Origin of the sequence: Empedobacter sp. 225-1, assembly GCF_030328185.1 — a bacterium.
Lineage (GTDB): Bacteria > Bacteroidota > Bacteroidia > Flavobacteriales > Weeksellaceae > Empedobacter > Empedobacter stercoris.
Map to the genome: position 1 here is coordinate 66,180 of NZ_JACALO010000003.1, position 23,457 is coordinate 89,636.

Genomic DNA, 23,457 nt, shown 5'->3' on the forward strand with positions numbered 1-23,457 from the left:
GAATTAATTTTAGTCTTGATTTAATTTTTTAACCATTGTTAAGATAGTTGCGATACCAACAGTTTCACCTGTTTGGTCGTAGATATCCACTAACCAACGAACGATTCCTTTTGCAATATCGTTTTCGTCTTTTTTCTCTTGTTCTATTTTCTCTTTACATGTAAAACGAACGCCAATAGTTGTTCCTGGATAAACAGGTTTCACAAAACGACACTCGTCTACACCATAGTTTAATAAAACTGGTCCTTTTTTCGCTAATACGAATAAACCTGCCGCTTTCGACAATAAATAATAACCGTGCGCAACATTTTGTTCAAAAACTGTCCCTTCTAAAGAAGTCGCATCAACGTGAGCATAGAAATTATCTCCTGATAAAGCTGCAAAGGCATTGATATCTGATTGTTGAACTGTATGTTTTGATGTAATTAACGTATCACCTACTTTAATTTCTTCAAAATGTTTAGCAAATGGATGTTTATCTTCTTCGATATAATCTGCACCATATTGATATTGTTGAGTGACAGCTGTTAATTTGTTTGGAGAACCTTGGAGTGCTGTACGTTGCATATAATGGAATACACCACGTTTTCCACCCATTTCTTCTCCTCCACCTGCACGACCTGGACCTCCGTGTACTAATAATGGAAGTGGAGAACCGTGACCAGTTGATTCTTTGATACATTCAGCATCTAAAATTACGATACGACCATGTAAAGAACTTGCATTTAAAACAAATTCAGTTGCGACATCATTATCTGCTGTTACAATAGAACACACTAACGAACCTTTCCCCATACGAACTAACTCAACTGCTTCTGCAGTTCCGTTGTAAGGTATAATTGTAGAAACCGGTCCGAATGCTTCGATGTTGTGAACATCAGTTTTATTGAATGGATCGTTGTTGAAGAATAAAATTGGAGAAATGAATGAACCTTTGTTTTTATCCGCTCCTTTTACTTCAAAATTATCTAAGTTTCCAAAAATAATTTCTTGTGATTTAGCTAATTCTTCTACTTTTTCACGTACTTCTTTTACTTGAGCAGCACCAGCTAAAGCGCCCATGCGAACACCTTCTACATTTGGATCCCCAATCGTTGTTGTAGCTAATCGTTGTCCTAAAGCAATTTGAACATCTTCAACTAAATGAGCAGGAACCAATGCACGACGAACTGCTGTACACTTCTGACCAGCTTTTGTAGTCATCTCACGTGTAACCTCTTTGATAAAAATATCAAATTCTGCCGAACCAGGTTGTACATCTTCACCTAATACACATGCGTTAAGTGAGTCTGCTTCTAAGTTAAATGGCACACCTTCTGAAGTAATTCTTTCATGTGCTTTTAACATTTGTCCTGTAGATGCAGAACCAGTAAATGTAACAACATCTTCAGATTCAACGTAATCTAAGATTCCATTTGCAGAACCACTAATTAATTGTAGCGCTCCTTCTGGTAAAATTCCAGATTCAATAATAGCGCGAACTACAGTTTCTGTTAAGAATGATGTAATTGTTGCAGGTTTAACGATTGCAGGCACACCCGCTAAAAAGTTAACCGCAATTTTTTCTAACATTCCCCAAACTGGAAAGTTAAATGCATTAATATGAATTGCAACACCACGTTTTGGTGTTAAAATATGTGTTCCTAAGAATGTCCCGTTTTTAGAGATTTTGTGTGTTTCTCCTTCTACATAAAAAGGTTGATCACCAAATTGACGTCGTAAAGATGCATTCGCAAATAAATTTCCAATACCTCCTTCGATATCAACCCAAGAATCTGCACGTGTTGCTCCTGTTGCCCAAGAAACAGTGTAGAATTCTTCTTTTCTTTCCATTAAGTATAATGCTAATTTTTTTAGCATTAACCCTCTTTCTTGAAAAGTCATTTTACGTAAAGTTGGACCTCCAACCGTACGTGCATAATCCATCATCGCACCGAAATCTAATCCAGCTGATGATGCAGTAGCGATTTCGTCACCCGTAATCGCATTATATAACATTTGCCCTTCAGACGAACCTTTTGTCCATTGTCCTAAAGCATAATTTTCTAATTGATTAGCCATTTTTTTATGTTGTTTGTGTATTTTATTAGTATTGAGATATTAGATTTTAGTAATTAGATAAAGTAAGATGAGATTCTGAATCAAGTTCAGTATGACATTTTACATAATACTTTTTACTTACTTTCGTTCCATGTTTTATAATTCGAAGCCATTGAATCAAAATAATAATCTGGCGCTTCGGTCAAAGGTTCACAAGGTTTTAAACTTTCATGACAATCACTTGGTAATTGCATATATTGTTGAGTTCCTTGATCCTTCCACTCAATCATTTGATCAGAAACCTGTTTTACGATTTTAGCAGGATTACCAACAACCACACTTCGGGTCGGAATATGCGTATCTGCTTTTACAAATGCTAAAGCGCCTACAATACATTCATCCTCTACTATTACATTATCCATGACCACAGCGTTCATTCCGACCATACAATTTTTTCCAATTGTAGCGCCATGAATTATTGCGCCATGACCAATATGTGCTTTTTCTTTTAAACGAACCGTTGTTCCTGGAAACATATGAATGGTACAATTTTCTTGCACATTGCAATTATCTTCAATAATAATTTGTCCCCAATCACCTCGTAACGCACAACCTGGCCCAATGTAAACATCTTTACCTATAATTACATTTCCCGTAACTACAGCTTGCGGATGAATAAATGCTGTTGGATGAACGACCGGTTTGTATCCTTTAAATTCGTAAATCATATTTATTAGATTTGAGATATTAGTATTGAGCTATTAGAAATTATTAAAGACATCCTGAATTTATTTCAGAATCATATCAAAATGAATGGGATGTTGAACAAGTTCAACATGACAAATGATTCTGAAAATCTAACTTCTCAATACTAACATCTATTTTTACGCTCTTTCTATAATTGCTGCATATCCTTGTCCTAAACCGATACACATTGTAACCAATGCATAACGTTTTCCTGTCGCTTGTAATTCATACGCTGCCGAATTTAAGATACGAGAACCTGACATTCCAAGTGGATGACCTAAAGCAATAGCACCACCATTTGGATTGATACGAGAATCATTATCAGCTAAACCTAATGCACGCGTACATGCTAAAGATTGAGCTGCAAATGCTTCATTTAATTCGATTACATCAATATCATTTATCGTTAATCCAGCTTTTTCTAACGCAATTTTAGATGCATTAACTGGTCCAATTCCCATGATACGAGGTTCAACACCTGCAACACCTGAACTTACAATGCGAGCCATTGGTGATAATCCAAAATCTTTAATCGCTTGTTCAGAAGCTAAAATATTGGCCGCAGCACCATCATTCAATCCAGAAGCATTACCAGCAGTTACAGTACCATCCGCTTTAAATGCAGGGCGTAACTTAGATAAAATCTCCATTGTTGTGTTATTTTTCGGGAATTCATCTGTATCAAAAATAATCGCATCACCCTTACGTTGAGGAATAACAACAGGAACAATCTCTTTTGCTAAACGACCATTCGCTTGAGCAGCAGCTGTTTTTTGTTGTGACCAAACCGCGAATTTATCTTGATCTTCACGCGAAATATTATCACGTTCCGCTAAGTTTTCAGCTGTATTACCCATTCCATCAACACCCCACATCTCTTTCATTTTAGGGTTGATAAAACGCCATCCAAAAGTAGAGTCATAAATTTTTGCATCACCACCAAATGGAGAAGCTGATTTTGAAACCACTAAAGGAGCACGTGTCATAGACTCAACTCCACCAGAAATCATTAATTGAGCATCACCAACTTGAATTGCTCTTGAAGCAGCAATTGCAGCAGATAAACCTGATGCACATAAACGATTGACTGTTTCACCCGGAACCGTATAAGGTAATCCAGATAATAAAGCTGACATACGTGCAATATTACGATTATCCTCACCTGCTTGATTTGCATTACCTAAGATTACATCATAAAATGCAGCAGGATCAATAGAAGGATTTCTTTTTAATAATTCTGCGATTACCAATGCGCCCATATCGTCTGGACGAACAGCAGATAATCCACCTTTTAATTTACCAATTGGAGTTCTAACTCCATCTATAATATATGTTTGGTTCATTTTTATTTCGTTTAAAGGTTAACGGTTTATGCTTTACGAAAGTCGTTCAGCGTTGACCGTTTAACGTTAAGCTACTTCAATTAAAGGTTTACCTGTTCTAAAGCAAGTTCCTTTAAATAAAGCAATTAACTCGTTATTTTGATTTGTTACTTTAATATCGTAAATACCTGTTCTTTTAGTTGAAGAAACTTCTTGTGATTCAATTGTAAATACATCTCCATCATGCCCAGCTTTTGTAAAAGAAATATGAACGTCTAATGCAACAGATATATTATTGTACATATTACAAGAAAAAGCAAAAGCAGAATCTGCCATTGCAAATGTAATTCCTCCATGAACAGAGCCAACTCCATTCATCATTTCAGGACGAATTTTCGCTTGCAATTTTGCATAGCCTTCTTTTACTTCTATCACTTCAAGACCTAACCATTCGCTAAATTTATCGTGGTCAAGCATTCTATTTAATAACTTTTGTGGTTCCATTTTTTTGTGTGTTCGTATTGTGATATTTTTTAGTAGAATGTTTTGTTTTCTTTCACCATATTACGGATAATAGGGCTCAAACGGTAACGATCTTCATGGTAATAATTGTACAATTCATCTAAATCGTTTTGTACATTTTTGATACCATATTCATCTGCCCATTTCAATAAACCTTTTGGATAATTAACCCCTTTCGTCATCGCTGTATCTAAATCCTCACGATTTGCAATGTTTAAGAATAAAGCATCTGCTGCTTCGTTAATCAACATAACTAAAACACGCTTAAAGATTTTTTCTAATAAAGCTTGATCTTGAACTGGTGCTTTCTTTTCGATGCCTTCGGCATAATTGTAAAATCCACGTCCTGACTTACGACCGTAAAATCCTGCTTCGAATAATCTTTTTTGAGAAAAAGATGGTTTAAAACGAGGATCGTAAAAGAATGATTCGAAAACCGATTCTGTAACACGGTAATTTACATCATGACCGATGAAATCCATTAATTCGAAAGGTCCCATACGGAAACCTCCTACAGATGTCATTGCGTAATCAATCGTTTCTGCATCAGCAACACCTTCTTCTAATAAACGAATTGCTTCGCTATAAAATGGACGAGCTACTCGATTGACAATAAATCCAGGTGTATCTTTTGTGATAACAGGTAATTTATTTACAGATTGAATTAACGTTTTAATTTCTTCTGCCAAACATTCGCGTGTTTGCACAGCTGGAATAATTTCTACCAAAGCCATTAATGGTGCTGGATTGAAAAAATGGATCCCAATCACACGTTCAGGTTTAGAACATGCCGATGCAATAGATGCAATGGATAATGATGAAGTATTTGAAGCTAAAATACAGTCTTTAGAAACAATTTCTTCTACTTGTTTGAAAACCGATTTCTTGATATCTAAATTTTCAATAATTGCTTCAATGATTAAGTCTGCAGATGAAAATGCATCTAAGTTTGCAGCATATTCTATATTAGCTTGAATTTCTTGTGCTTTTTCAGCGGTATATTTTTCTTTAGCGACTAACTTTTCAAACGTTTTTGCTAAGTTTTGTTTTGAACGATCTAATGCGTCTTGGTTAGTGTCATATAAAACAACGGGATGACCTGATTGTGCAAAAACTTGCGCAATACCAGACCCCATTGCTCCACCACCAATAATTCCTATTTTTTTCATGGCTTATTCTCCTTTAAAAACTGGATTTCTTTTTTCTAAAAATGCATCTACACCTTCTTTGTAGTCAGCTGTATTTCCTGCTTTTGCTTGAAAAAGACCTTCTTGTTTTAATTGTTCTTCAATTGAATTTTGAAATGATTGGTTCAATAATTTCTTTGTATAAGCCAATCCTTTTGTAGGTAAATTAGCTAATTTATGAGCAATTTTGGCTACTTCTGCATCAAATGTATCGTCTGCAAAATAATCGTAAATCATTCCGATTTCTTTTGCTTGTTCAGCCGAAACTTTATCAGCTAATAACATTAATGCTGCTGCTCTTTGAAAACCAATTAAACGAGGTAAAAAATAAGTTCCTCCACAATCAGGAATCAAACCAATTTTAGAAAATGCCTGTATAAAGTTAGCAGATTCTTTAGCTACCACTATGTCACAAGCTAAAGCTAAATTTGCTCCCGCTCCGGCAGCAACACCATTTACAGCAGCAACAACTGGTTTGTCCATGTTTCTAATTTTAAGAACCAATGGATTGTAATTTTCGTTGACGATTTTGTTGAAGTCGATTTCTTTTTCATCTAAAACTTCACCTAAATCTTGGCCAGCGCAAAACGCTTTTCCAGTAGCAGTTAATACAACTGCACGAACTGAGGCATCTTGAGCTGCAACATCTAAATGATGTTGTAAGGCTTTAATCATTTCGTGATTAAAACTGTTAAAAACAGAAGGACGATTCAACGTGATCGTAGCAATTCCTCCCTCTTGTGTGTATAGGATTGATGTTGAATTTTCCATAATTTTTTAGTGATGACATTTGAAATAGTCAAACGGTTCGTGGCAACTATTACATTGATACATAGCTTTGCAGGCCGTTGAACCAAATTGACTGATAAGACGCGTATCGTGCGAGCCACATTGTGGACATTCGATATTTTGTTCGTCTGAAAAGAGCGCATCGCTCGAAGGATTTTTTGTTGGAGGCGCAATTCCGTACGCTTTCATTTTTTGTTTTCCTTCTTCAGTCATCCAATCAGTTGTCCACGATGGGCTCAACTGATTGATGACATTGATATTTTTTAATCCTTTCTCTACTAATTTTAGTCGAATAGAAATAGAAATCGCACTCATTGCAGGACAACCAGAGTATGTTGGTGTGATGGTTACATTGACTTTTTCATCTGCTGTAATTTCCACCTTACGTACTACTCCTAAATCAAGTACACTAATCACTGGAATTTCAGGATCAGGAACTTCCTCCAACCATTGCCAAATTTCTTTTTCTGTTACCATTGTAAATTAGGATATGTTCTTTGCATATATTGTAAGTCAGTTAAGATAAAACCTAAATGTTCTGAATGAACTCCTTCTTTACCTCCTTTTTGTGCAAACGTATTTTCGACATCAGCTTCTATTGTTGCTTCATCCAAAACAGCTTTTACATTGGCTAACCAAGTTGCTTTAAAATCGATTGGATTATCAATCAAACCTTCTTCGATTAATGCTTTTTGATAAGGAGCTAAAATAAATGCTTCACCTACATAAGGTAAAATATCATAAACTGCTTGTTGAATTTTATTGTGAGATTCTTCTGTTCCGTCTCCTAAACGAATCATCCATTCTGCAGACCATTTTAAGTGATATTTCACTTCTTTTAATGATTTTTCAGCGATTGATTGTAATTTAAGATCTTTTACTTTTAAGAATTGCTCTAACAATAATGCATGGTATGAATCGTAAAAAAACTGACGTGCAACTGTATCACCGAAATGTCCGTTTGGTTGCTCTACTAACAATAAATTTTTGTATTCGCGTTCTTCGCGTAACATTGCTAAAGTATCTTCTGTTGTACCATTACCGATTATTTCGGCTGCATAATTGTAATAGTTAGAGGTTTGTCCCAATAAGTCTAAAGCCATATTCGACATAGCGATATCTTGCTCTAAAACTGGTCCATGACCACACCATTCGCATAAACGTTGTGCCAAAATCAGATTTGTATCTGCTAAATGCAAAATAAAATCGATGTAATTTTGGTTGTTTTGATAAACTGTACTTGTCATAAATTACATGTTTTTAATTTCTTCTGGAACATCATAAAAAGTTGGATGACGATATACTTTGTCTTCCGCAGGATCAAAGAATTGCTCAGATTCATCTGGGTTTGATGCGTGGATATTCACTGATTCTACAACCCAAATACTAACACCTTCTAAACGACGTGTATACACATCGCGCGCATTTTGTAATGCCATTGTAGCATCTGCTGCGTGCAAACTTCCTACATGTTTGTGATCTAATCCTTGTTTACTTCTAATAAATACTTCCCATAAAGGCCAATCTCTATTTTCCATCTTTTTATGCGTTTTTGCGTTGTTCTTTTTCTAATTCTCTTTGTTTTCTTTTTTCGTGGTAAGCTGTTGCTGCATCACGAACCCAAGCTCCTTCGTTGTGTGCATTACGACGTGCATCTAAACGTTGTTTGTTACATTTTCCGTTTCCTTTAACGACATTCCAGAATTCTTCCCAATCAATTTCTCCGAATTCGTAATGACCTGTTTCTTCATTAAATTTAAGATCTGGATCTGGAATTGTTAAACCTAAATATTCGGCTTGAGGAACAGAAACATCTACAAAACGTTGACGTAATTCATCATTCGAAAAACGTTTAATTCTCCATTTCATTGATAATTCTGAGTTAGATGATTCTTCGTCTTTTGGACCAAACATCATTAATGTAGGCCACCACCAACGATTCATTGCATCTTGCATCATCGCTTTTTGTTCTTCTGAACCACGTGATAACACAACTAACGCTTCGTAACCTTGTCTTTGGTGAAAAGATTCTTCTTTACAAACACGAACCATTGCACGTGCGTAAGGTCCGTAAGAAGTTCTACACAATGGAACTTGATTTAAAATCGCTGCTCCATCAACCAACCATCCAATCATTCCGATATCAGCCCAAGTAAGTGTTGGGTAATTGAAGATTGAAGAATATTTTGCTTTACCAGAATGTAAGTCATTTAAAGTTTGGATACGAGATGTTCCTAATGTTTCTGCTGCACAGTATAAGTATAGACCATGGCCCGCTTCGTCTTGTACTTTCGCTAATAAAATTTTCTTTCTATTTAACGAAGGAGCTCTTGTAATCCAATTTGCTTCTGGTAACATTCCAACAATTTCTGAGTGAGCATGTTGAGAAATTTGTCTAATTAATGTTTTGCGGTATGCTTCTGGCATCCAATCTTTTGGTTCGATACGAACTTCATTTTCAATCTTTTGATCAAAGATTTCTTGAAAATCAATTTCTTTTGCACTCATTTTAAAAAGTTTTTAAAGTTGATTATTTGGCATCAAAATCTACCACGACTTCGGCAGAACGAGGATGCGCTTGACACGCTAATACAAAACCTCTTTCTAATTCATCTGGTTCAAGTGAGTAGTTGATGTCCATTTCTACTTCACCTTTCTCTACTTTACACTTACAAGTTGCACAAACACCACCTTTACAAGCGTAAGGTAAATCTGCACCATTTTGTAAAGCCGCATCTAAGATTGTATCGCCGTTGTAACCTAAGTCAATTTGTAAGGCTGTTGCATCTAATTTGATGGTCACTTTACTCATCGTGTCATCCGACTTTTTGACTGCTTTTTGACGTTCAACCTTTTTCGCTTCAGCTGTTGCACTGTAGAATAACTCGAAATGCAAATGTTTTGCATCTACACCTGCTTCTACAAAAGCATCGCGTCCGCTTAAAATCATTTCTTCAGGACCACAAAGGAACACTTCGCTTACATCTTCTGGTTTGATGATATGTTGTAAGAAATACTCAATCTTAGCTTTATCAATTCTTCCACTCAAAATTTCAGCATCAGCTGTTTCGCGACTCAAAATATTGTAAACGCTAAAGCGTTGCATGTATTTATTTTTAAGTGCTTCAATTTCTTCTTTAAAGATAATTGAACCTTTATTTCTATTCCCGTATAATAGCACAAATTCGCTATTTGGTTCTGCTCTAAGAACTGTTTTGATGATAGAAAGAACTGGTGTTATTCCTGATCCTGCTACAATTCCTACATATAATTTTTTGTTATCTTCGTGTACTTCTGTAAAGAAATTTCCTTGTGGAGTCATTACATCAAGAACATCACCAACTTTAACTTGTTCGTTGATAAATGTTGAGAAAACCCCGTCTTCTATTTTCTTTACAGCTACTCTCAATTCTTCGTCCATTGGGCAAGAACAGATCGAGTAAGAACGTCTAATTTCTTCGTTATTTTGAATATTTTTAAACGTTAAATATTGTCCATGTTTAAATTTGAATTCTTGATTCAATTCTTCAGGCACATCAAATGTAACGGATACACAATCTGGTGTTTCCTTTTTAACATTTTTAACGCGTAGTTTATGAAAATTTACTGCCATATTATTTTTGAAATCCGTTAATTAATAATGTCATCAAATCGTTTTCTAATTGATCAGGTGTTATATCTCGCCCTGGTTTGTACCACAACTCTATCCAACGAAGAGATGATAATAAAGTAAATAAAGCAACCGATACATTAAGATTTTTGAATTCGCCAGATGCGATACCTGCTTTGATTAAATTAGCAATCCGTTTTTCATACCCTTTTCTAATTGTTTTATACAATTCTTTTTTGGTATCGGATAAATTTTTCCAATCGTTATTTGCTACAGATACTTCGTTTGGCTCGTCAATAATCATTCGAACGTGAAGTTGAATTAAATCTCTTAATTTCTGAACATTTGATTCTTCAGTATCTTCAATCGAGCTAATGTGCGAAACATATTGATTGGCCACTTTAAAACAAATTTCTTCTAAGATTTCATCTTTCGAGCGAATATGATTATACAAACTCGCGGCTTCCATTCCAACTTTTTCAGCCAATTCTCTCATCGACGTTGCTGAATAACCTTTTTGTTTAAAGATTAAAGCAGCTTCTTTAATAATCAGTTCTTTTTTACTTTGCTTAGGCATATAGTTTTATAAATGTCTATTATCTATAATTCGGTTCAACTTTCCTCCTTCACTTTTAGGAAGTCCATCTACTTGGTATAATTTGACATTCATTCCTAATCCAATGTTGTCTCTTATTTTTTTATGAATATTTGCGACTAATTTGCAACACGCAACATTAGATTCGTCATTCAAATCATCACAAGTCAAACCTTTTTCTGCAAAATAGTCAGGATTTATTTCAAATCCAACTTCTACTGCATCCATATTTTTTGGTTTCGTTAAAACTACTTGATAATTTGGTGATAATTCAGGGAAATCTGGAATAAAATCCGCGATTTGTGTATGAAAGAAATTCACACCACGAATAATCATCATATCATCAGCACGACCAATAATAGGTCCCATTTTGACATGTGTTCTTTTCTTAGAATGTTCGTACGTTAATGTTGTAATGTCTCCTGTCCAATAGCGCACTAATGGTAAGGCTTCTTTTGTAAGTGTAGTGATAACTAAAACACCTGGTTGTCCATAAGGAACTGGTTCACCCGTTTTTTCATCTACGATTTCTGGAAAGAAATGATCTTCCCAAATATACGATCCTGTACCTTGTTCTTCGAAATCTTCATTTGACACACCTGGACCTATGATTTCGCTTAATCCATAGATGTTAGAAGCTTTGATATCTAAACTTCCTTCTACTTCTTGCCGTAATGCTTCTGACCAAGGTTCAGATCCTAAAATAGCAAACTTTAAATTGTAATCTGATAAAGTTTCACCTCTTTTCTTGATTTCTTCAGCAACTGTTAACGCATAAGATGGTGTTGCACAAATTGCATCAGCTTGAAAATCTTTCAATAACATAATTTGTTTTTCTGTGTTACCACCAGAAATTGGAACAACAGTCATTCCTAATTTTTCAGCACCATAGTGCAACCCTAAACCTCCTGTAAATAAACCATAACCATAGGCATTTTGTAATGTCATACCTGGCTCACATCCTGAAGCAGCTAAAGATCTTGCTACTACTTCTGAGAATAATTCGATGTCATTCTTAGTATACCCTACTACTGTTGGTTTTCCAGTTGTTCCACTTGAACAATGTAAACGAACGACATTCTCTTTAGGTTCTGCAAATAATCCAAATGGATAATTTTCTCTTAAATGATTTTTCTTTGTAAAAGGTAATTTGTGTAAATCTTCAACACCTTTAATATCTTCTAACTTGATACCAGCTTCGTCAAAAGCTTGTTTATAAAAAGGTACATTATTATACACTTTTTTTAACATTGATTGAAGTCTCTCGTTCTGAAGAACACGTAATTGCTCAATAGGCATCTGTTCAATCCCAGGATTAAATATCATAATTTTTGCAGATTTGATTTTTGATAATAACAAATTTAATCAAAAAAACTAAAAAAACTAACGTTTGTTAGTTTTTTTAGTGTAAAAAGTACAATTATTTATCAATTGATGACTTTTAGTATTTTAACACACTGCTAATCAATGTTTTTAACTTTTCTGAATTTGGTAACATTTCTATTTCTAAGGTAGAATTTAATGGAATTGCAGGCATGTCTTGTGCTCCTAACACTCGAATTGGTGCATCCAAATACTCAAAACATTCTTCATTAATTAAACCCGCAAGGCTTTGAGCAAAAGAGTTTTGCTTAGCTTCTTCAGTTAATACAATACAATGATTGTGTTTTTTTACACTATTAAAGATTGTTTCCTCATCTAAAGGAACCAATGTTCTTAAATCTATAATTTCAACTTGATTTGGAAATGCCTTTGCAGCTTCTTTAGCCCAATAAACTCCCATACCATAGGTAATGATAGTTACAGAGTTATGATTTTGAGAGGATTCTGCCAATAAAACATCACGTGCTTTTCCAAAAGGTAATATATAATTTTCATCTGGTTCAACTGTTGCAGCATCTTCCGTTCCTTTTATTTTACTCCAATATAAACCTTTGTGCTCTAACATCACCACAGGATTTGGATCGTAATAAGCAGCTTTCATCAAACCTTTTAAATCTGCTCCAGTAGACGGATAAGCTATTTTAATCCCTTTTATATTGGTCAATACACTTTCCACTGAACTCGAATGATAAGGTCCTCCACTTCCGTAAGCACCAATCGGAACACGTAAAATCATAGAAACTGGCCATTTACCATTTGACAAATAATTTGAACGAGCCACTTCAGTAAATAACTGATTAAGACCTGGCCAAATATAATCCGCAAACTGCACTTCTACAATAGGTTTCAAGCCTACCGCAGACATTCCAACCGTAGATCCAACAATAAACGCTTCCTGAATTGGTGTATTAAATACACGATTTTTTCCATATTGTTTTGCCAAAGTTGCTGCTTCACGAAAAACACCTCCTAAACGCAAACCAACGTCTTGTCCATATAATAATGCTTCAGGATGTTTTGCCATCAATTCGCGAATTGCAAAAAGAGCAGAATCTACCATTACCGTTTTATCCTTCCCTTCAGGAGAGCGATTTCCTTTTTCTTCGGTAATTAATGTTGGAGCAAAAACATGTGTATATAAATCTTCAGGACGAGGATCATCTGCTTTTAATGCTTGTTGATATTCTGCCTGAACTTTTTGTTTAATCGTGTTTTCGACTTCAATTAACTCTTTTTCGTCAAAACCTTCATTTAATAAAGTATCCCTTAATTTATTATAAGGATCTCGAGCTTTTGCCTCCTCTAAATCGTCACGGTACCATTCCATACGAACCCCAGATGTATGATGATTTAATAATGGAACTTTTGCATGAACCAAAATCGGACGACGTTCTGAACGGATAGTGTCAATTGCTCTTTGAATAGTGTTATAGGATGCTAAAAAATCAGTTCCATCAACTACAAACACTTCTAACCCTTTAAAACCTTTCGCATAATGCGCTATATCTTGAGCTCGAATCTCATCTGCTGATGCTGAAATATCCCATTCATTATCTTGAACCAAAAATAAAATAGGTAATTGTTTCAAAGCTGCCATTTGAAAAGCTTCTGCTACCTCACCCTCTGTGCATGAAGCATCACCTAAGGAGCATACTGCGACTGGTTTAACCTCATCACGACAAAGACCTTCCAATTCTTTGTATTGCATTCCCATCGCAATTCCAGTTGTAGGAATAGCTTGCATGCCCGTTGCACTACTTTGGTGCGGTATTTTTGGCATATTATCACGACGCAAACTTGGATGAGAATAATAGGTTCTTCCTCCCGAAAAAATATCATCTCGTTTTGCTAATAGCTGCAACATCAATTCATAAGGCGTAATTCCTATCGATAATAACATCGCATCATCACGGTAATAGGCGCTTAAATAATCTTGTGGTAATAATTGTAAACCTGTTGCAATTTGTATCGCTTCGTGTCCACGCGAAGTTGCGTGTACATATTTACTTGTTGTAGTTTTATTTTCTTCGTATAATTCGGTTAAAGCCTTAGCTGTAACTAATAATTCGTATGCTTTTTTTAATAATGTTGTTGATGCTGTTGTGGTTTCCATTTTTAATTAAATTTGTGTATTAACATCCCAATTCTCCATGTAATCTGAAATTCGTTTCAAGAAAACTCCTCCTAATGAACCATCGATTACACGATGATCAAAAGAAAGTGATAAATACATAAATTGTCTCGCCACGATAATATCACCAAATTCAGTTTCTAAAACTGCAGGCTTTTTCTTAATTACACCTGTTGCTAAAATGGCAACTTCAGGTTGATTAATAATAGGCGTTCCCATTAAGTTTCCGAACGTACCAACATTACTTATTGTAAATGTCCCGCCTCGAACATCATCTGGAGAAAGTTTATTTGTACGCGCTTTATCTACAATAGTATTAACATGTTTTGCTAAGCCTTCTAAATTCAATTCATTGGCTTGATGAATCACCGGTACAATCAAATTATTATTTGGTAATGCAGTAGCAATTCCAATGTTTATTTCGTTGTGTTTGATTATTTTAGTCTCTGTTTCATCAACTGATACATTAATCATAGGAAAGTCCTTTATTGCACGAACAACGCAATCAACAATCAAAGGCGTAAACGTTAATTTTTGTTTATATTTTGCTTCAAAAGCACCTTTATTTTCTTCGCGCCATTTTACAAAATTTGTCACATCTGGTTCAACATAAGCTGTTACATGAGGGGAAGTCTGTTTACTATGTTTCATGTGTTTTAAGATCATTTGACGCATTTTATCCATCTCAATGATTTCATCTTTTGCACCAATAGAAGTACTTGAAACAACTGTATTTTGACTTAAAGTATTACTTGAATGATTAGATGTAAATGATTTATTTTTAATGTAATTCAACACATCATTCTTAGAAATCCTTCCATCTTTACCAGATCCTATTATTTGAGAAATATCTTCTGTTTGTAAGTTTTCTTTTTGAATAATACTTTTAACTAAAGGTGATAAAAATTGATTACTATCAACTTTATTCGTTGGTTGAGAAGTTAAATTCGGTTGAGTTGTTTTTTCTTCAATAATTGTGCTATTGTCAACTAAATTTAGTTCATTTTCAGAAGGTTCTATAATGGCAAAAACTTCTCCAATTTTGATCTCATCACCTTCATCAAATTTAAATTCAATAATCTTTCCAGCCTTTGTAGAAGGTACATCTGAATCTACTTTATCCGTCGAAACCTCAGCTATTATTTCATCTTCATTTATGAAATCGCCAATGTTTTTTGTAAAACGAACAAGTTGAACAGACGCAACACTTTCTCCCAATTTTGGAATCGTTAGTTCTATATTTTTCATTTTATTTGTTTGCAGTTTTAATGCGTTGAAGATAATCAATTTTTATAAAACTAATTAATGTTAGTTAAATATTAACCTGCTATTTAGCATTAAAATTTAAGCTATTCTATCAACTTATTTTCAATAAAAAAACCATTAGAATTAAACCAATGGCTTTAAAAATTTATAAATTTCCTCTTCTGTCTTGCTCTCTTTCTAAGGCTTCAAACAATGCTTTGAAATTACCTGCTCCAAAAGATTGTGCTCCATGACGTTCGATAATTTCATAAAATAATGTTGGACGATCTTCAACAGGCTTTGTGAAAATCTGTAACAAATAACCCTCTTCGTCACAATCAACTAAGATTCCAAGATTTTGTAACTTTTTGATATCTTCATCAATTTCTCCAACGCGCTCCGGAATCATATCATAATATGCCTCTGGTGGAGCTGATAAAAACTCTACACCGCGTGCTTTTAACTCTGTAACAGTTTTGATAATATCCTTAGTTGCAACAGCAATATGCTGCACTCCTTCTCCCTCGTAAAAATCTAAATATTCTTCAACTTGAGACTTCTTTTTACCTTCAGCTGGTTCATTAATAGGAAATTTAGAATAACCATTTCCATTACTCATCACTTTCGACATTAATGCCGAATATTCTGTATTAATTTGTTTATCATCAAATGATAAAATATTAACAAATCCCATTACATCTTGATACCATTGAACGGTCTCATTCATACGATTCCATCCTACATTCCCAACACAATGATCAACATATAACAAACCACAATCTGTAGGTTGATACGTTGACTCAGATTTTACATAACCTGGCATAAAAGGGCCATTATAATTTTTACGCTCGATAAACATGTGAATTGTTTCTCCATACGTATAAATTCCTGCCATTTTTACTTCACCAAATTCATCTGTAACAGTAGTTGGTTCCATGTAAGGTTTTCCTCCACGCTTTGTTGTTTGCTCAAACGCATCATAAGCATCATCTACCCAAAGTGCTAAAATTTTTACTCCATCTCCATGTTTCATCGCATGTTGGCAAATTGGCGAATCTGATTTTAATCCAGAAGTTAGAACCAAACGAATTTTACCTTGTTGTAAAACATAAGAAGCTCTATCTCTTACACCAGTTTCTGGGCCGGCATACGCAACTTCCTGAAATCCAAATGCTGTTTTATAATAATGTGCAGCTTGTTTTGCATTTCCTACATAAAACTCGATGTAATCAGTTCCATTAATGGGAAGGAAATCTTGTGCTAATGCAATCTTTTCTGCAAATGTTTGTGTACTCATTTTTATTGTGTTTTTATTTTTATTGTATTATGTAAAATGTATTAAGTTTTACTATTTTATCATTTATTGTGATATTGAATTTATTTCAGTTTCTTTTTATTATTATATTGTATCAAATGTATTTCGAGATTCTTCGACAAGCTCAGAATGATAAAATCCACATCTTAGAACTTAGAACAAAACTCTAATCGCACTATTCATAACCTTTAATAAAGCCACGATTTATAATAATCTGGATCTTCTAATTCTATCGCTTGCTCTGTTAACATTAATGGTCGAAATGGATCAATCATCACAGCTAATTCGTGTGTTTCTTTTGCGCCAATCGATTTTTCTACTGTCCCTGGATGTGGTCCATGTGGAATTCCTGCTGGATGCAAGGTAATTTGTCCTTTCTCAACCGATTTTCTCGACATAAAATCACCGTCTACATAATATAAAATTTCATCTGAATCTACATTACTATGGTTGTAAGGTGCTGGAATTGCGTTCGGGTGATAATCAAATAAGCGGGGAACGAAACTACAAATTACAAATCCTGCTCCTTCAAAAGTTTGATGAACAGGAGGTGGTTGATGGATACGACCTGTTATTGGTTCGAAATTATGAATCGAAAAAGCCCAAGGATAATGATAACCATCCCATCCAACAAAATCGAAAGGATGTGTACCATAAACATAAGGGTAAATCAATCCTTCTTTTTTAATCATTATTTTAAAATCCCCGTGTTCATCATTCGTTTCGAGATTTTGAGGACGTTTAATATCTCGCTCACAAAAAGGAGAATGCTCCATTAATTGACCAAAATGATTGCGGTAACGACGAGGTGTTTCTACAGGGCTAAAAGATTCTGTAATAAATAATCGATTATTTTCGTCATTAAAATGAAGTTGATAAATAATTCCACGTGGAATCACTAAATAATCACCATATTCAAAATCAATTTGACCATAACCTGTTTTTAAAGTTCCAGACCCTTCATGAATAAAAATCACTTCATCCGCCATAGAATTTTTATAGAAGTAATCTGTCATTGATTCTTGTGGCGCTGCTAATGAAATATGCAAATCGTTGTTAACTAAAACGGGTACTCGAGATGCTAAATAATCTTTTGTTGGTTTGACTTTAAACCCTTTTAAAGAAGTATGTTTTAAATGTTTTGCGCGAGCTATTTTCGGTTCTACCGAATAAGGTTCATTAATTTCTTTAACCAAAGTTGGCGGATAACAGTGGTAAACGTTAGAATACGTACTCGAGAAACCATGCGTAGAAACTAATTCTTCTGCATATAATTCTCCATTTGGTTTTCGGAATACAGTATGTCGCTTTTGTGGAAATTCTCCCAAATGATGATAAAGTGGCATATTTTGTTTGTTGTTTTGATGAAAAGGTAAAATAGATGACGAATTTCGTCAACAAATAATCTGCAATATTCTAAAGTGAATATTGAGCAAATACAATTTTGGAAAGTAAAGCAGAAGTTTGCTTATTCATTCCAACAAATAAAGGTTTTATATTTACTTTAATTGTTTGCATTTCTTTTCTGTGGTTAACTCAAAGATAGAAACTTTTTCCGATTGAGCAAAATAGAAACTCACTATTTTCAACGTTTGCAATGATTTCAGAACCAAATGATGTCCATATCTGTTTTAGATTATGCAATAAAAAAGAATAAGCTTCGTAATTTGTATTGATAAAAAACTTTCAGTTTTAATATAAAACTGATAAATAATAGTACAACAACTGTTAATATCAGATTTAAAATCAATACTTTTGTAGTATGAAGATATGGGCTACAAAGATTTTAATTTTTTTGTACATAACGACATCTACTCAATTTTGTCAGTTATATAAATTGCCTGTGCTTATTTCTCATTTCATCGAGCATGACACCGGAGGAGATTTTATCCATGAAATGAAAGTCTTTTTGGTACACCATTACGGAGGTCATGAAGTGGATGACGACTGGGAAACTGATCAAAAACTACCTTTCGTAAAAATAGAAACTGTTCATATTGACTTTTTTTATTCTCCAATTATCTTGTTTGATGTACTCCACTTAGATAAGGAAATATCAACTAACTCTATTAAATCTTTTAACGAAGATTTTCTTTATTCGCATTATTTAGATTCTATTTGGCAACCGCCAAAACAAGCGTAATACATTTAGATTTTCAAGATAAATTGATCGTTTAATTTATCTATTTTCAGCTATTTACATTTTATATATAGCACATTTTTAATCTATACAATTTTACGATGTTAAATAAAATTATTGATTTTTCAATCAAGAATAAATTTATCGTGGGTTTGTTTACTGTCGCGTTGTTGATATTTGGAATTTACGACGCAACAAAATTACCCATCGATGCACAGCCTGATATCACATCGAATCAGGTACAAATTATCACCGTTGCGCCTTCTTTTAGTGCAGAAGATATTGAGCGTTTGGTGACTTTCCCTATCGAACAAGCCAATTCTAATATTGGTGGAATTTCGGAAATTCGAAGTTTTTCACGTTTTGGTTTATCTTTAGTTACCATCGTTTTTGATGATGAAACAGATGTTTATTGGGCAAGACAACAAGTTAGTGAGCGACTGTTACAAGTTCAGAACGATATTCCAGAAGGAATTGGTGAACCACAACTTGGTCCAATTTCTACAGGTTTAGGTGAAATTTATCAATATGTCGTTCGACCTGCTGAAGGTTATGAAGACCAATATGATGAAACAGAATTAAGAACCATTCAAGATTGGATTGTACGTCGACAACTTTTAGGGGTTCCTGGCGTAGCTGATGTCAGTAGTTTTGGAGGAAAACTAAAACAATATGAAATCGCAATTAATCCACAACGATTGCAATCGTTTAACCTAACCATCAATGATTTGTTTGATGCATTAAGTGAGAACAATCAAAATACAGGAGGAGCTTATATTGAAAAAGGCCCTACTTCATTGTTCATTCGTTCTGAAGGTTTAATAGGTAAAATAGAAGATATCGAAAATATCTTAGTGAAACGTTCTCAAAGCGGATTACCTATTTTACTGAAAGATGTAGCGGATGTTAAAACTGGTTTTGCAACACGATATGGCGCAATGACATATAACGATACCGGAGAAGTTTCTGGTGCAGTTGTTATGATGTTGAAAGGTGCAAATAGTAATGAAGTTGTCAAAAATGTACAAGAACGTATCGAAGAAATTAAAAAAACGTTACCTGAAGGTGTGATAGTTGAACCTTTCTTGGATCGCAAAAAAATGGTTGATAATACTATTCGAACTGTAGAAACCAACTTACTTGAAGGTGCTTTAATGGTTGTTTTTATTTTAGTTATCTTCTTAGGAAATTTACGTGCCGGATTCATTGTTGCTTCTGTCATTCCTTTGTCATTGTTGTTCGCTATAATCATGATGAACATCTTTGGCGTTGGAGGAAATTTAATGAGCTTAGGAGCATTAGACTTCGGATTAATTGTCGATGGAGCAGTTATTATTGTTGAAGCCGCTATGCATCAATTGGCACATAATAAAAAGTTTGGGTTGAAGAATAAATTAACGCAAACAGAGATGGATCAAACGGTTGGTTCTTCTGCTAAAAAAATGGTCAATTCAGCGGTTTTTGGTCAATTTATTATCTTAATTGTTTATTTACCAATCTTCACATTACAAGGAATCGAAGGAAAAATGTTTAGACCAATGGCGCAAACTGTGGCTTTTGCTTTAATCGGAGCGTTTATTCTTTCGTTGACTTATGTTCCAATGATGACCAGTTTATTCTTAAGTAAAAAGAAGAAAGTAAAACCAAATCTTTCGGATCGTGTAATGGCAAAAGTTGAAGTTTTTCATCAAAAATATTTAATGAAAGCATTACGCGTTCGAAACCTTATTTTAGTTGTTGTTTTTTCGCTTTTTGCAATTGCAATCTTTGTCATGTCTCGTTTAGGTGGTGAATTTATTCCAGCTTTAGAAGAAGGCGATTTTGCTGTTGAAGCACGAGTTTTACCTGGAAGTAATCTTTCGACAACCAAAGAATATACAACCAAAGCTTCTAAAATCTTAAAAGATGAATTTCCTGAAGTTGAAATGGTAGTAACCAAAATTGGTAGTGGTGAAATTCCTACTGACCCTATGCCAATGGATACAGGTGATATGATTGTTGTTCTTAAACCGAAAAAAGAATGGACTTCTGCAACAACTTTCCCTGAATTATCAGACAAAATGAGCAAAGCTTTAGAAAATATTCCAGGTCTTTCTACTGGTTTTCAATTCCCTGTTCAGATGCGTTTCAATGAGTTAATGACTGGTGCGCGTCAAGATGTTGTCGTAAAAATATTTGGTGAAAACTTAGATAGTTTAGCGAGTAATGCAACCAAATTAGGAAAAATAATTAATACGGTTGAAGGTGCGCAAGATTTGTATATCGAACCAATTAATGGAATTCCACAGGTAGTAATCGAGTTTGATCGAGGGTTATTAGCACAATATGGATTGACTGTTGGTGAAGCAAATCGAATTATCAATATGGCTTTTGCTGGACAATCCACAGGAATGGTTTTCGAAGGTGAAAAACGTTTTGATTTAGTTGTTCGTTTGGCAGAAGAAAAACGCACCAATATAGACGACATTCGAAATCTATTGATACCTACTGCTTCTGGAGTACAAATCCCTTTGAATCAATTGGCTAAAGTAGAATATAAAAATACGCCAAACCAAATTCAACGAGAAGATGCAAAACGACGAATTGTTGTTGGTTTTAATGTAAAAGACCGAGATGTAGAAAGTGTTGTTCAAGAATTACAACAAAAAGTTGATGAAAAAATCAAATTTCCTACAGGTTATTATGCAACCTACGATGGGGCTTTCGAAAACTTAAATCATGCCAAAGCGCGTTTAGGTATCGCCGTTCCTATTGCATTAATCCTAATTTTTATATTATTATACTTTGCATTCAAATCAGTTAAAGAAAGTTTATTAATTTATACAGCTATACCACTATCCTCTATTGGTGGAATTTTATTCTTAGCTGCACGTGATATGCCTTTTAGTATTAGTGCGGGTGTAGGTTTTATTGCGCTATTTGGGATTTCTGTTTTAAATGGAATAGTCTTAATTTCAGAATATAATCGTTTGCGTGATCATGGCATCAAAAATACGACTCGAATTGTAATTATGGGAACACGTACACGTCTTCGTCCCGTATTAATGACTGCAACAGTTGCCTCTTTAGGATTTTTACCAATGGCAATCAGTAATGGTTCTGGTGCCGAAGTGCAACGTCCGTTAGCAACAGTCGTAATTGGAGGTTTAATGGGTGCTACTTTCCTAACTTTATTTGTTTTACCAATCTTATATGTTATGTTCGAAAATATTCATTTTAAAAAGAAAAGAATAAATAAAAAAGCGCTTCCTGCTGCTTTAGTTATTGTTTTTACAATGTTTGGAGCTTCTGCTCAAGCACAAAACCGTATGAGCTTTGATGAAGTTGTTGCTTTGGCGGATGCGAATAATCTTGAAGTGAAACAAGCTGAATTGAATACGGTTTATCACGAGAAAAATATCTATGCGAATCGTTCACTTTCTCCTTTGGATATCTCGACTGAATTTGGACAAGTCAATTCTGCTGAGTTTGATAATGTCATTTCAGTATCACAATCTTTTCAATTTCCTGTCGTTTTCAAACGTCAAAAAGCATTAAACGAACAAATGATTAATGCTTCGAAAGCAAATGAAAAATTAACAAAAATTGAGATCAAACAACGATTAGCAAATTTGTATGTAAACATGCAAAACAATGAATCTAAAAAGGATTTATTAAAAGAAAACGAAGCAATTTATGACGAGTTTTTAAAGAAAGCTAATCTACGTCTGAAAAAAGGAGAATCGAATCGTAGTGAAGTTTCAACAGCAATTATTCAATTAAAATCGATTCAGAATCAACTCAAGTTAATGGATGTTGAATTAGAAAACTCATCACGACAAATTCAATTTTTAACGAATTCTACAGCTAAAATTTATCCAACTCAAGATGGTGTAAATTGGAGTCAAATTGCAGGTACTGCTGTGTCAAATTCTCATCCATTGTTAAAATTAGCAGAGGAAACGATACAAACCTCTACATTAGAAACTGAGGTAGAAAAATCGAAAAAAATTCCTGTATTTACGGTAGGTTATTCTAATCAAAGTTTTTCTGATTTAGACAACAATCGATACAATTCATTTCAAGTTGGTGTTGGTCTACCTTTGTTTAATCGTGGAATTAACTCATCTATAGAGGCATCGAAAGTTAAGGTTAATCTTGCAAAACAAGCTTACATCTTGCAACAAGCTAAAATGCAACATGATTATGATGTTTTAAAAAATCAAGTCAATATGTATGATGAAATCGTCCATGATTATGAACAAACTCAACTTCCAGCATCTAATGATTTACAAAAAACGATTAATCGTCAATTGTTAGAAGGAGAAATAAACTTTTTGGATTGGGTGATTTTAAATAATCAAATCATCGAAGTGAAAACAACATTTTTAGAAGCTAAAAATTTACGTGAACAGGCATATGCCGCAATGACTTATTATACCGCAGAATAAC

Annotated in this window: 19 protein-coding genes; 2 read left to right on the top strand and 17 right to left on the bottom strand. The window is 34.3% G+C overall.

Features of this window, described 5'->3' with window-relative positions; translation table 11 throughout:
- Positions 1-9: 9 nt before the first annotated feature.
- The 17 genes from paaZ to HX088_RS01805 all read right to left on the bottom strand — a co-directional run bounded on the left by paaZ (position 10) and on the right by HX088_RS01805 (position 18,232).
- Positions 10-2,061 carry a phenylacetic acid degradation bifunctional protein PaaZ gene (paaZ, locus tag HX088_RS01725; RefSeq protein WP_260543058.1) on the bottom strand — a complete coding sequence of 684 codons (2,052 nt, stop codon included), beginning with the start codon at positions 2,059-2,061 and terminating at the stop codon, positions 10-12.
- A gap of 113 nt (positions 2,062-2,174) precedes the next feature.
- Positions 2,175-2,768, bottom strand: coding sequence for an acyltransferase (locus tag HX088_RS01730; protein WP_171622487.1), 594 nt, complete (start codon positions 2,766-2,768; stop codon positions 2,175-2,177).
- A gap of 156 nt (positions 2,769-2,924) precedes the next feature.
- The gene (gene pcaF, locus HX088_RS01735) at positions 2,925-4,130 is read right to left on the bottom strand and encodes a 3-oxoadipyl-CoA thiolase (protein WP_286483131.1); all 1,206 of its coding nucleotides are present in this window, start codon (positions 4,128-4,130) and stop codon (positions 2,925-2,927) included.
- Positions 4,131-4,196: 66 nt separating this feature from the next.
- Positions 4,197-4,613 (bottom strand): hydroxyphenylacetyl-CoA thioesterase PaaI, encoded by a 417-nt coding sequence (gene paaI / locus HX088_RS01740; RefSeq protein ID WP_171622485.1) that lies wholly within the window; start codon positions 4,611-4,613, stop codon positions 4,197-4,199.
- Between the two features lie 29 nt (positions 4,614-4,642).
- The gene (locus HX088_RS01745; RefSeq protein ID WP_225541960.1) at positions 4,643-5,800 is read right to left on the bottom strand and encodes a 3-hydroxyacyl-CoA dehydrogenase NAD-binding domain-containing protein; all 1,158 of its coding nucleotides are present in this window, start codon (positions 5,798-5,800) and stop codon (positions 4,643-4,645) included.
- A 3-nt stretch (positions 5,801-5,803) separates the two neighbouring features.
- The gene (locus tag HX088_RS01750) at positions 5,804-6,589 is read right to left on the bottom strand and encodes an enoyl-CoA hydratase-related protein (RefSeq protein ID WP_225541959.1); all 786 of its coding nucleotides are present in this window, start codon (positions 6,587-6,589) and stop codon (positions 5,804-5,806) included.
- 6 nt (positions 6,590-6,595) lie between these two features.
- Positions 6,596-7,084: a 1,2-phenylacetyl-CoA epoxidase subunit PaaD gene (gene paaD, locus HX088_RS01755; RefSeq protein WP_171622482.1), complete on the bottom strand. Its 489-nt coding sequence runs from the start codon at positions 7,082-7,084 to the stop codon at positions 6,596-6,598.
- The gene (paaC, locus tag HX088_RS01760) at positions 7,078-7,854 is read right to left on the bottom strand and encodes a 1,2-phenylacetyl-CoA epoxidase subunit PaaC (RefSeq protein ID WP_286483138.1); all 777 of its coding nucleotides are present in this window, start codon (positions 7,852-7,854) and stop codon (positions 7,078-7,080) included. Before paaC ends, paaD begins: the two co-directional genes overlap by 7 nt.
- Positions 7,855-7,857: 3 nt before the next feature.
- The gene (gene paaB, locus HX088_RS01765; protein ID WP_188320061.1) at positions 7,858-8,145 is read right to left on the bottom strand and encodes a 1,2-phenylacetyl-CoA epoxidase subunit PaaB; all 288 of its coding nucleotides are present in this window, start codon (positions 8,143-8,145) and stop codon (positions 7,858-7,860) included.
- A 4-nt stretch (positions 8,146-8,149) separates the two neighbouring features.
- Positions 8,150-9,115, bottom strand: coding sequence for a 1,2-phenylacetyl-CoA epoxidase subunit PaaA (gene paaA, locus HX088_RS01770; RefSeq protein WP_260543050.1), 966 nt, complete (start codon positions 9,113-9,115; stop codon positions 8,150-8,152).
- A 22-nt stretch (positions 9,116-9,137) separates the two neighbouring features.
- The gene (gene paaE, locus HX088_RS01775) at positions 9,138-10,220 is read right to left on the bottom strand and encodes a 1,2-phenylacetyl-CoA epoxidase subunit PaaE (protein ID WP_225541958.1); all 1,083 of its coding nucleotides are present in this window, start codon (positions 10,218-10,220) and stop codon (positions 9,138-9,140) included.
- Position 10,221: 1 nt separating this feature from the next.
- The gene (locus tag HX088_RS01780) at positions 10,222-10,794 is read right to left on the bottom strand and encodes a TetR/AcrR family transcriptional regulator (protein ID WP_171622477.1); all 573 of its coding nucleotides are present in this window, start codon (positions 10,792-10,794) and stop codon (positions 10,222-10,224) included.
- 6 nt (positions 10,795-10,800) lie between these two features.
- The gene (locus HX088_RS01785) at positions 10,801-12,138 is read right to left on the bottom strand and encodes a phenylacetate--CoA ligase family protein (RefSeq protein ID WP_225541957.1); all 1,338 of its coding nucleotides are present in this window, start codon (positions 12,136-12,138) and stop codon (positions 10,801-10,803) included.
- Between the two features lie 115 nt (positions 12,139-12,253).
- Positions 12,254-14,308, bottom strand: a complete 2,055-nt coding sequence (locus tag HX088_RS01790) for an alpha-ketoacid dehydrogenase subunit alpha/beta (protein ID WP_286483145.1) — start codon at positions 14,306-14,308, stop codon at positions 12,254-12,256.
- 6 nt (positions 14,309-14,314) lie between these two features.
- Entirely contained in the window at positions 14,315-15,574 is a 1,260-nt protein-coding gene (locus tag HX088_RS01795) for a dihydrolipoamide acetyltransferase family protein (RefSeq protein WP_188320063.1), read from the bottom strand.
- 163 nt (positions 15,575-15,737) lie between these two features.
- Entirely contained in the window at positions 15,738-16,868 is a 1,131-nt protein-coding gene (hppD, locus tag HX088_RS01800) for a 4-hydroxyphenylpyruvate dioxygenase (protein ID WP_171622473.1), read from the bottom strand.
- A gap of 206 nt (positions 16,869-17,074) precedes the next feature.
- Positions 17,075-18,232, bottom strand: coding sequence for a homogentisate 1,2-dioxygenase (locus HX088_RS01805; RefSeq protein ID WP_171622472.1), 1,158 nt, complete (start codon positions 18,230-18,232; stop codon positions 17,075-17,077).
- Positions 18,233-18,648: 416 nt separating this feature from the next.
- On the opposite strand from HX088_RS01805, the gene HX088_RS01810 reads away from it, so the two are divergent.
- Positions 18,649-19,029: a hypothetical protein gene (locus tag HX088_RS01810; RefSeq protein ID WP_284583637.1), complete on the top strand. Its 381-nt coding sequence runs from the start codon at positions 18,649-18,651 to the stop codon at positions 19,027-19,029.
- 98 nt (positions 19,030-19,127) lie between these two features.
- Entirely contained in the window at positions 19,128-23,456 is a 4,329-nt protein-coding gene (locus tag HX088_RS01815; RefSeq protein ID WP_286483149.1) for a CusA/CzcA family heavy metal efflux RND transporter, read from the top strand.
- The last annotated feature ends 1 nt before the right edge of the window (position 23,457 follow it).

Bases quoted from the DNA above. Each gene is read 5' to 3' on its own strand.
- paaZ (WP_260543058.1), bottom strand. From the start codon at position 2,061: ATGGCTAATCAATTAGAAAATTATGCTTTAGGACAATGGACAAAAGGT.
- HX088_RS01730 (WP_171622487.1), bottom strand. From the start codon at position 2,768: ATGATTTACGAATTTAAAGGATACAAACCGGTCGTTCATCCAACAGCA.
- pcaF (WP_286483131.1), bottom strand. From the start codon at position 4,130: ATGAACCAAACATATATTATAGATGGAGTTAGAACTCCAATTGGTAAA.
- paaI (WP_171622485.1), bottom strand. From the start codon at position 4,613: ATGGAACCACAAAAGTTATTAAATAGAATGCTTGACCACGATAAATTT.
- HX088_RS01745 (WP_225541960.1), bottom strand. From the start codon at position 5,800: ATGAAAAAAATAGGAATTATTGGTGGTGGAGCAATGGGGTCTGGTATT.
- HX088_RS01750 (WP_225541959.1), bottom strand. From the start codon at position 6,589: ATGGAAAATTCAACATCAATCCTATACACACAAGAGGGAGGAATTGCT.
- paaD (WP_171622482.1), bottom strand. From the start codon at position 7,084: ATGGTAACAGAAAAAGAAATTTGGCAATGGTTGGAGGAAGTTCCTGAT.
- paaC (WP_286483138.1), bottom strand. From the start codon at position 7,854: ATGACAAGTACAGTTTATCAAAACAACCAAAATTACATCGATTTTATT.
- paaB (WP_188320061.1), bottom strand. From the start codon at position 8,145: ATGGAAAATAGAGATTGGCCTTTATGGGAAGTATTTATTAGAAGTAAA.
- paaA (WP_260543050.1), bottom strand. From the start codon at position 9,115: ATGAGTGCAAAAGAAATTGATTTTCAAGAAATCTTTGATCAAAAGATT.
- paaE (WP_225541958.1), bottom strand. From the start codon at position 10,220: ATGGCAGTAAATTTTCATAAACTACGCGTTAAAAATGTTAAAAAGGAA.
- HX088_RS01780 (WP_171622477.1), bottom strand. From the start codon at position 10,794: ATGCCTAAGCAAAGTAAAAAAGAACTGATTATTAAAGAAGCTGCTTTA.
- HX088_RS01785 (WP_225541957.1), bottom strand. From the start codon at position 12,138: ATGATATTTAATCCTGGGATTGAACAGATGCCTATTGAGCAATTACGT.
- HX088_RS01790 (WP_286483145.1), bottom strand. From the start codon at position 14,308: ATGGAAACCACAACAGCATCAACAACATTATTAAAAAAAGCATACGAA.
- HX088_RS01795 (WP_188320063.1), bottom strand. From the start codon at position 15,574: ATGAAAAATATAGAACTAACGATTCCAAAATTGGGAGAAAGTGTTGCG.
- hppD (WP_171622473.1), bottom strand. From the start codon at position 16,868: ATGAGTACACAAACATTTGCAGAAAAGATTGCATTAGCACAAGATTTC.
- HX088_RS01805 (WP_171622472.1), bottom strand. From the start codon at position 18,232: ATGCCACTTTATCATCATTTGGGAGAATTTCCACAAAAGCGACATACT.
- HX088_RS01810 (WP_284583637.1), top strand. From the start codon at position 18,649: ATGAAGATATGGGCTACAAAGATTTTAATTTTTTTGTACATAACGACA.
- HX088_RS01815 (WP_286483149.1), top strand. From the start codon at position 19,128: ATGTTAAATAAAATTATTGATTTTTCAATCAAGAATAAATTTATCGTG.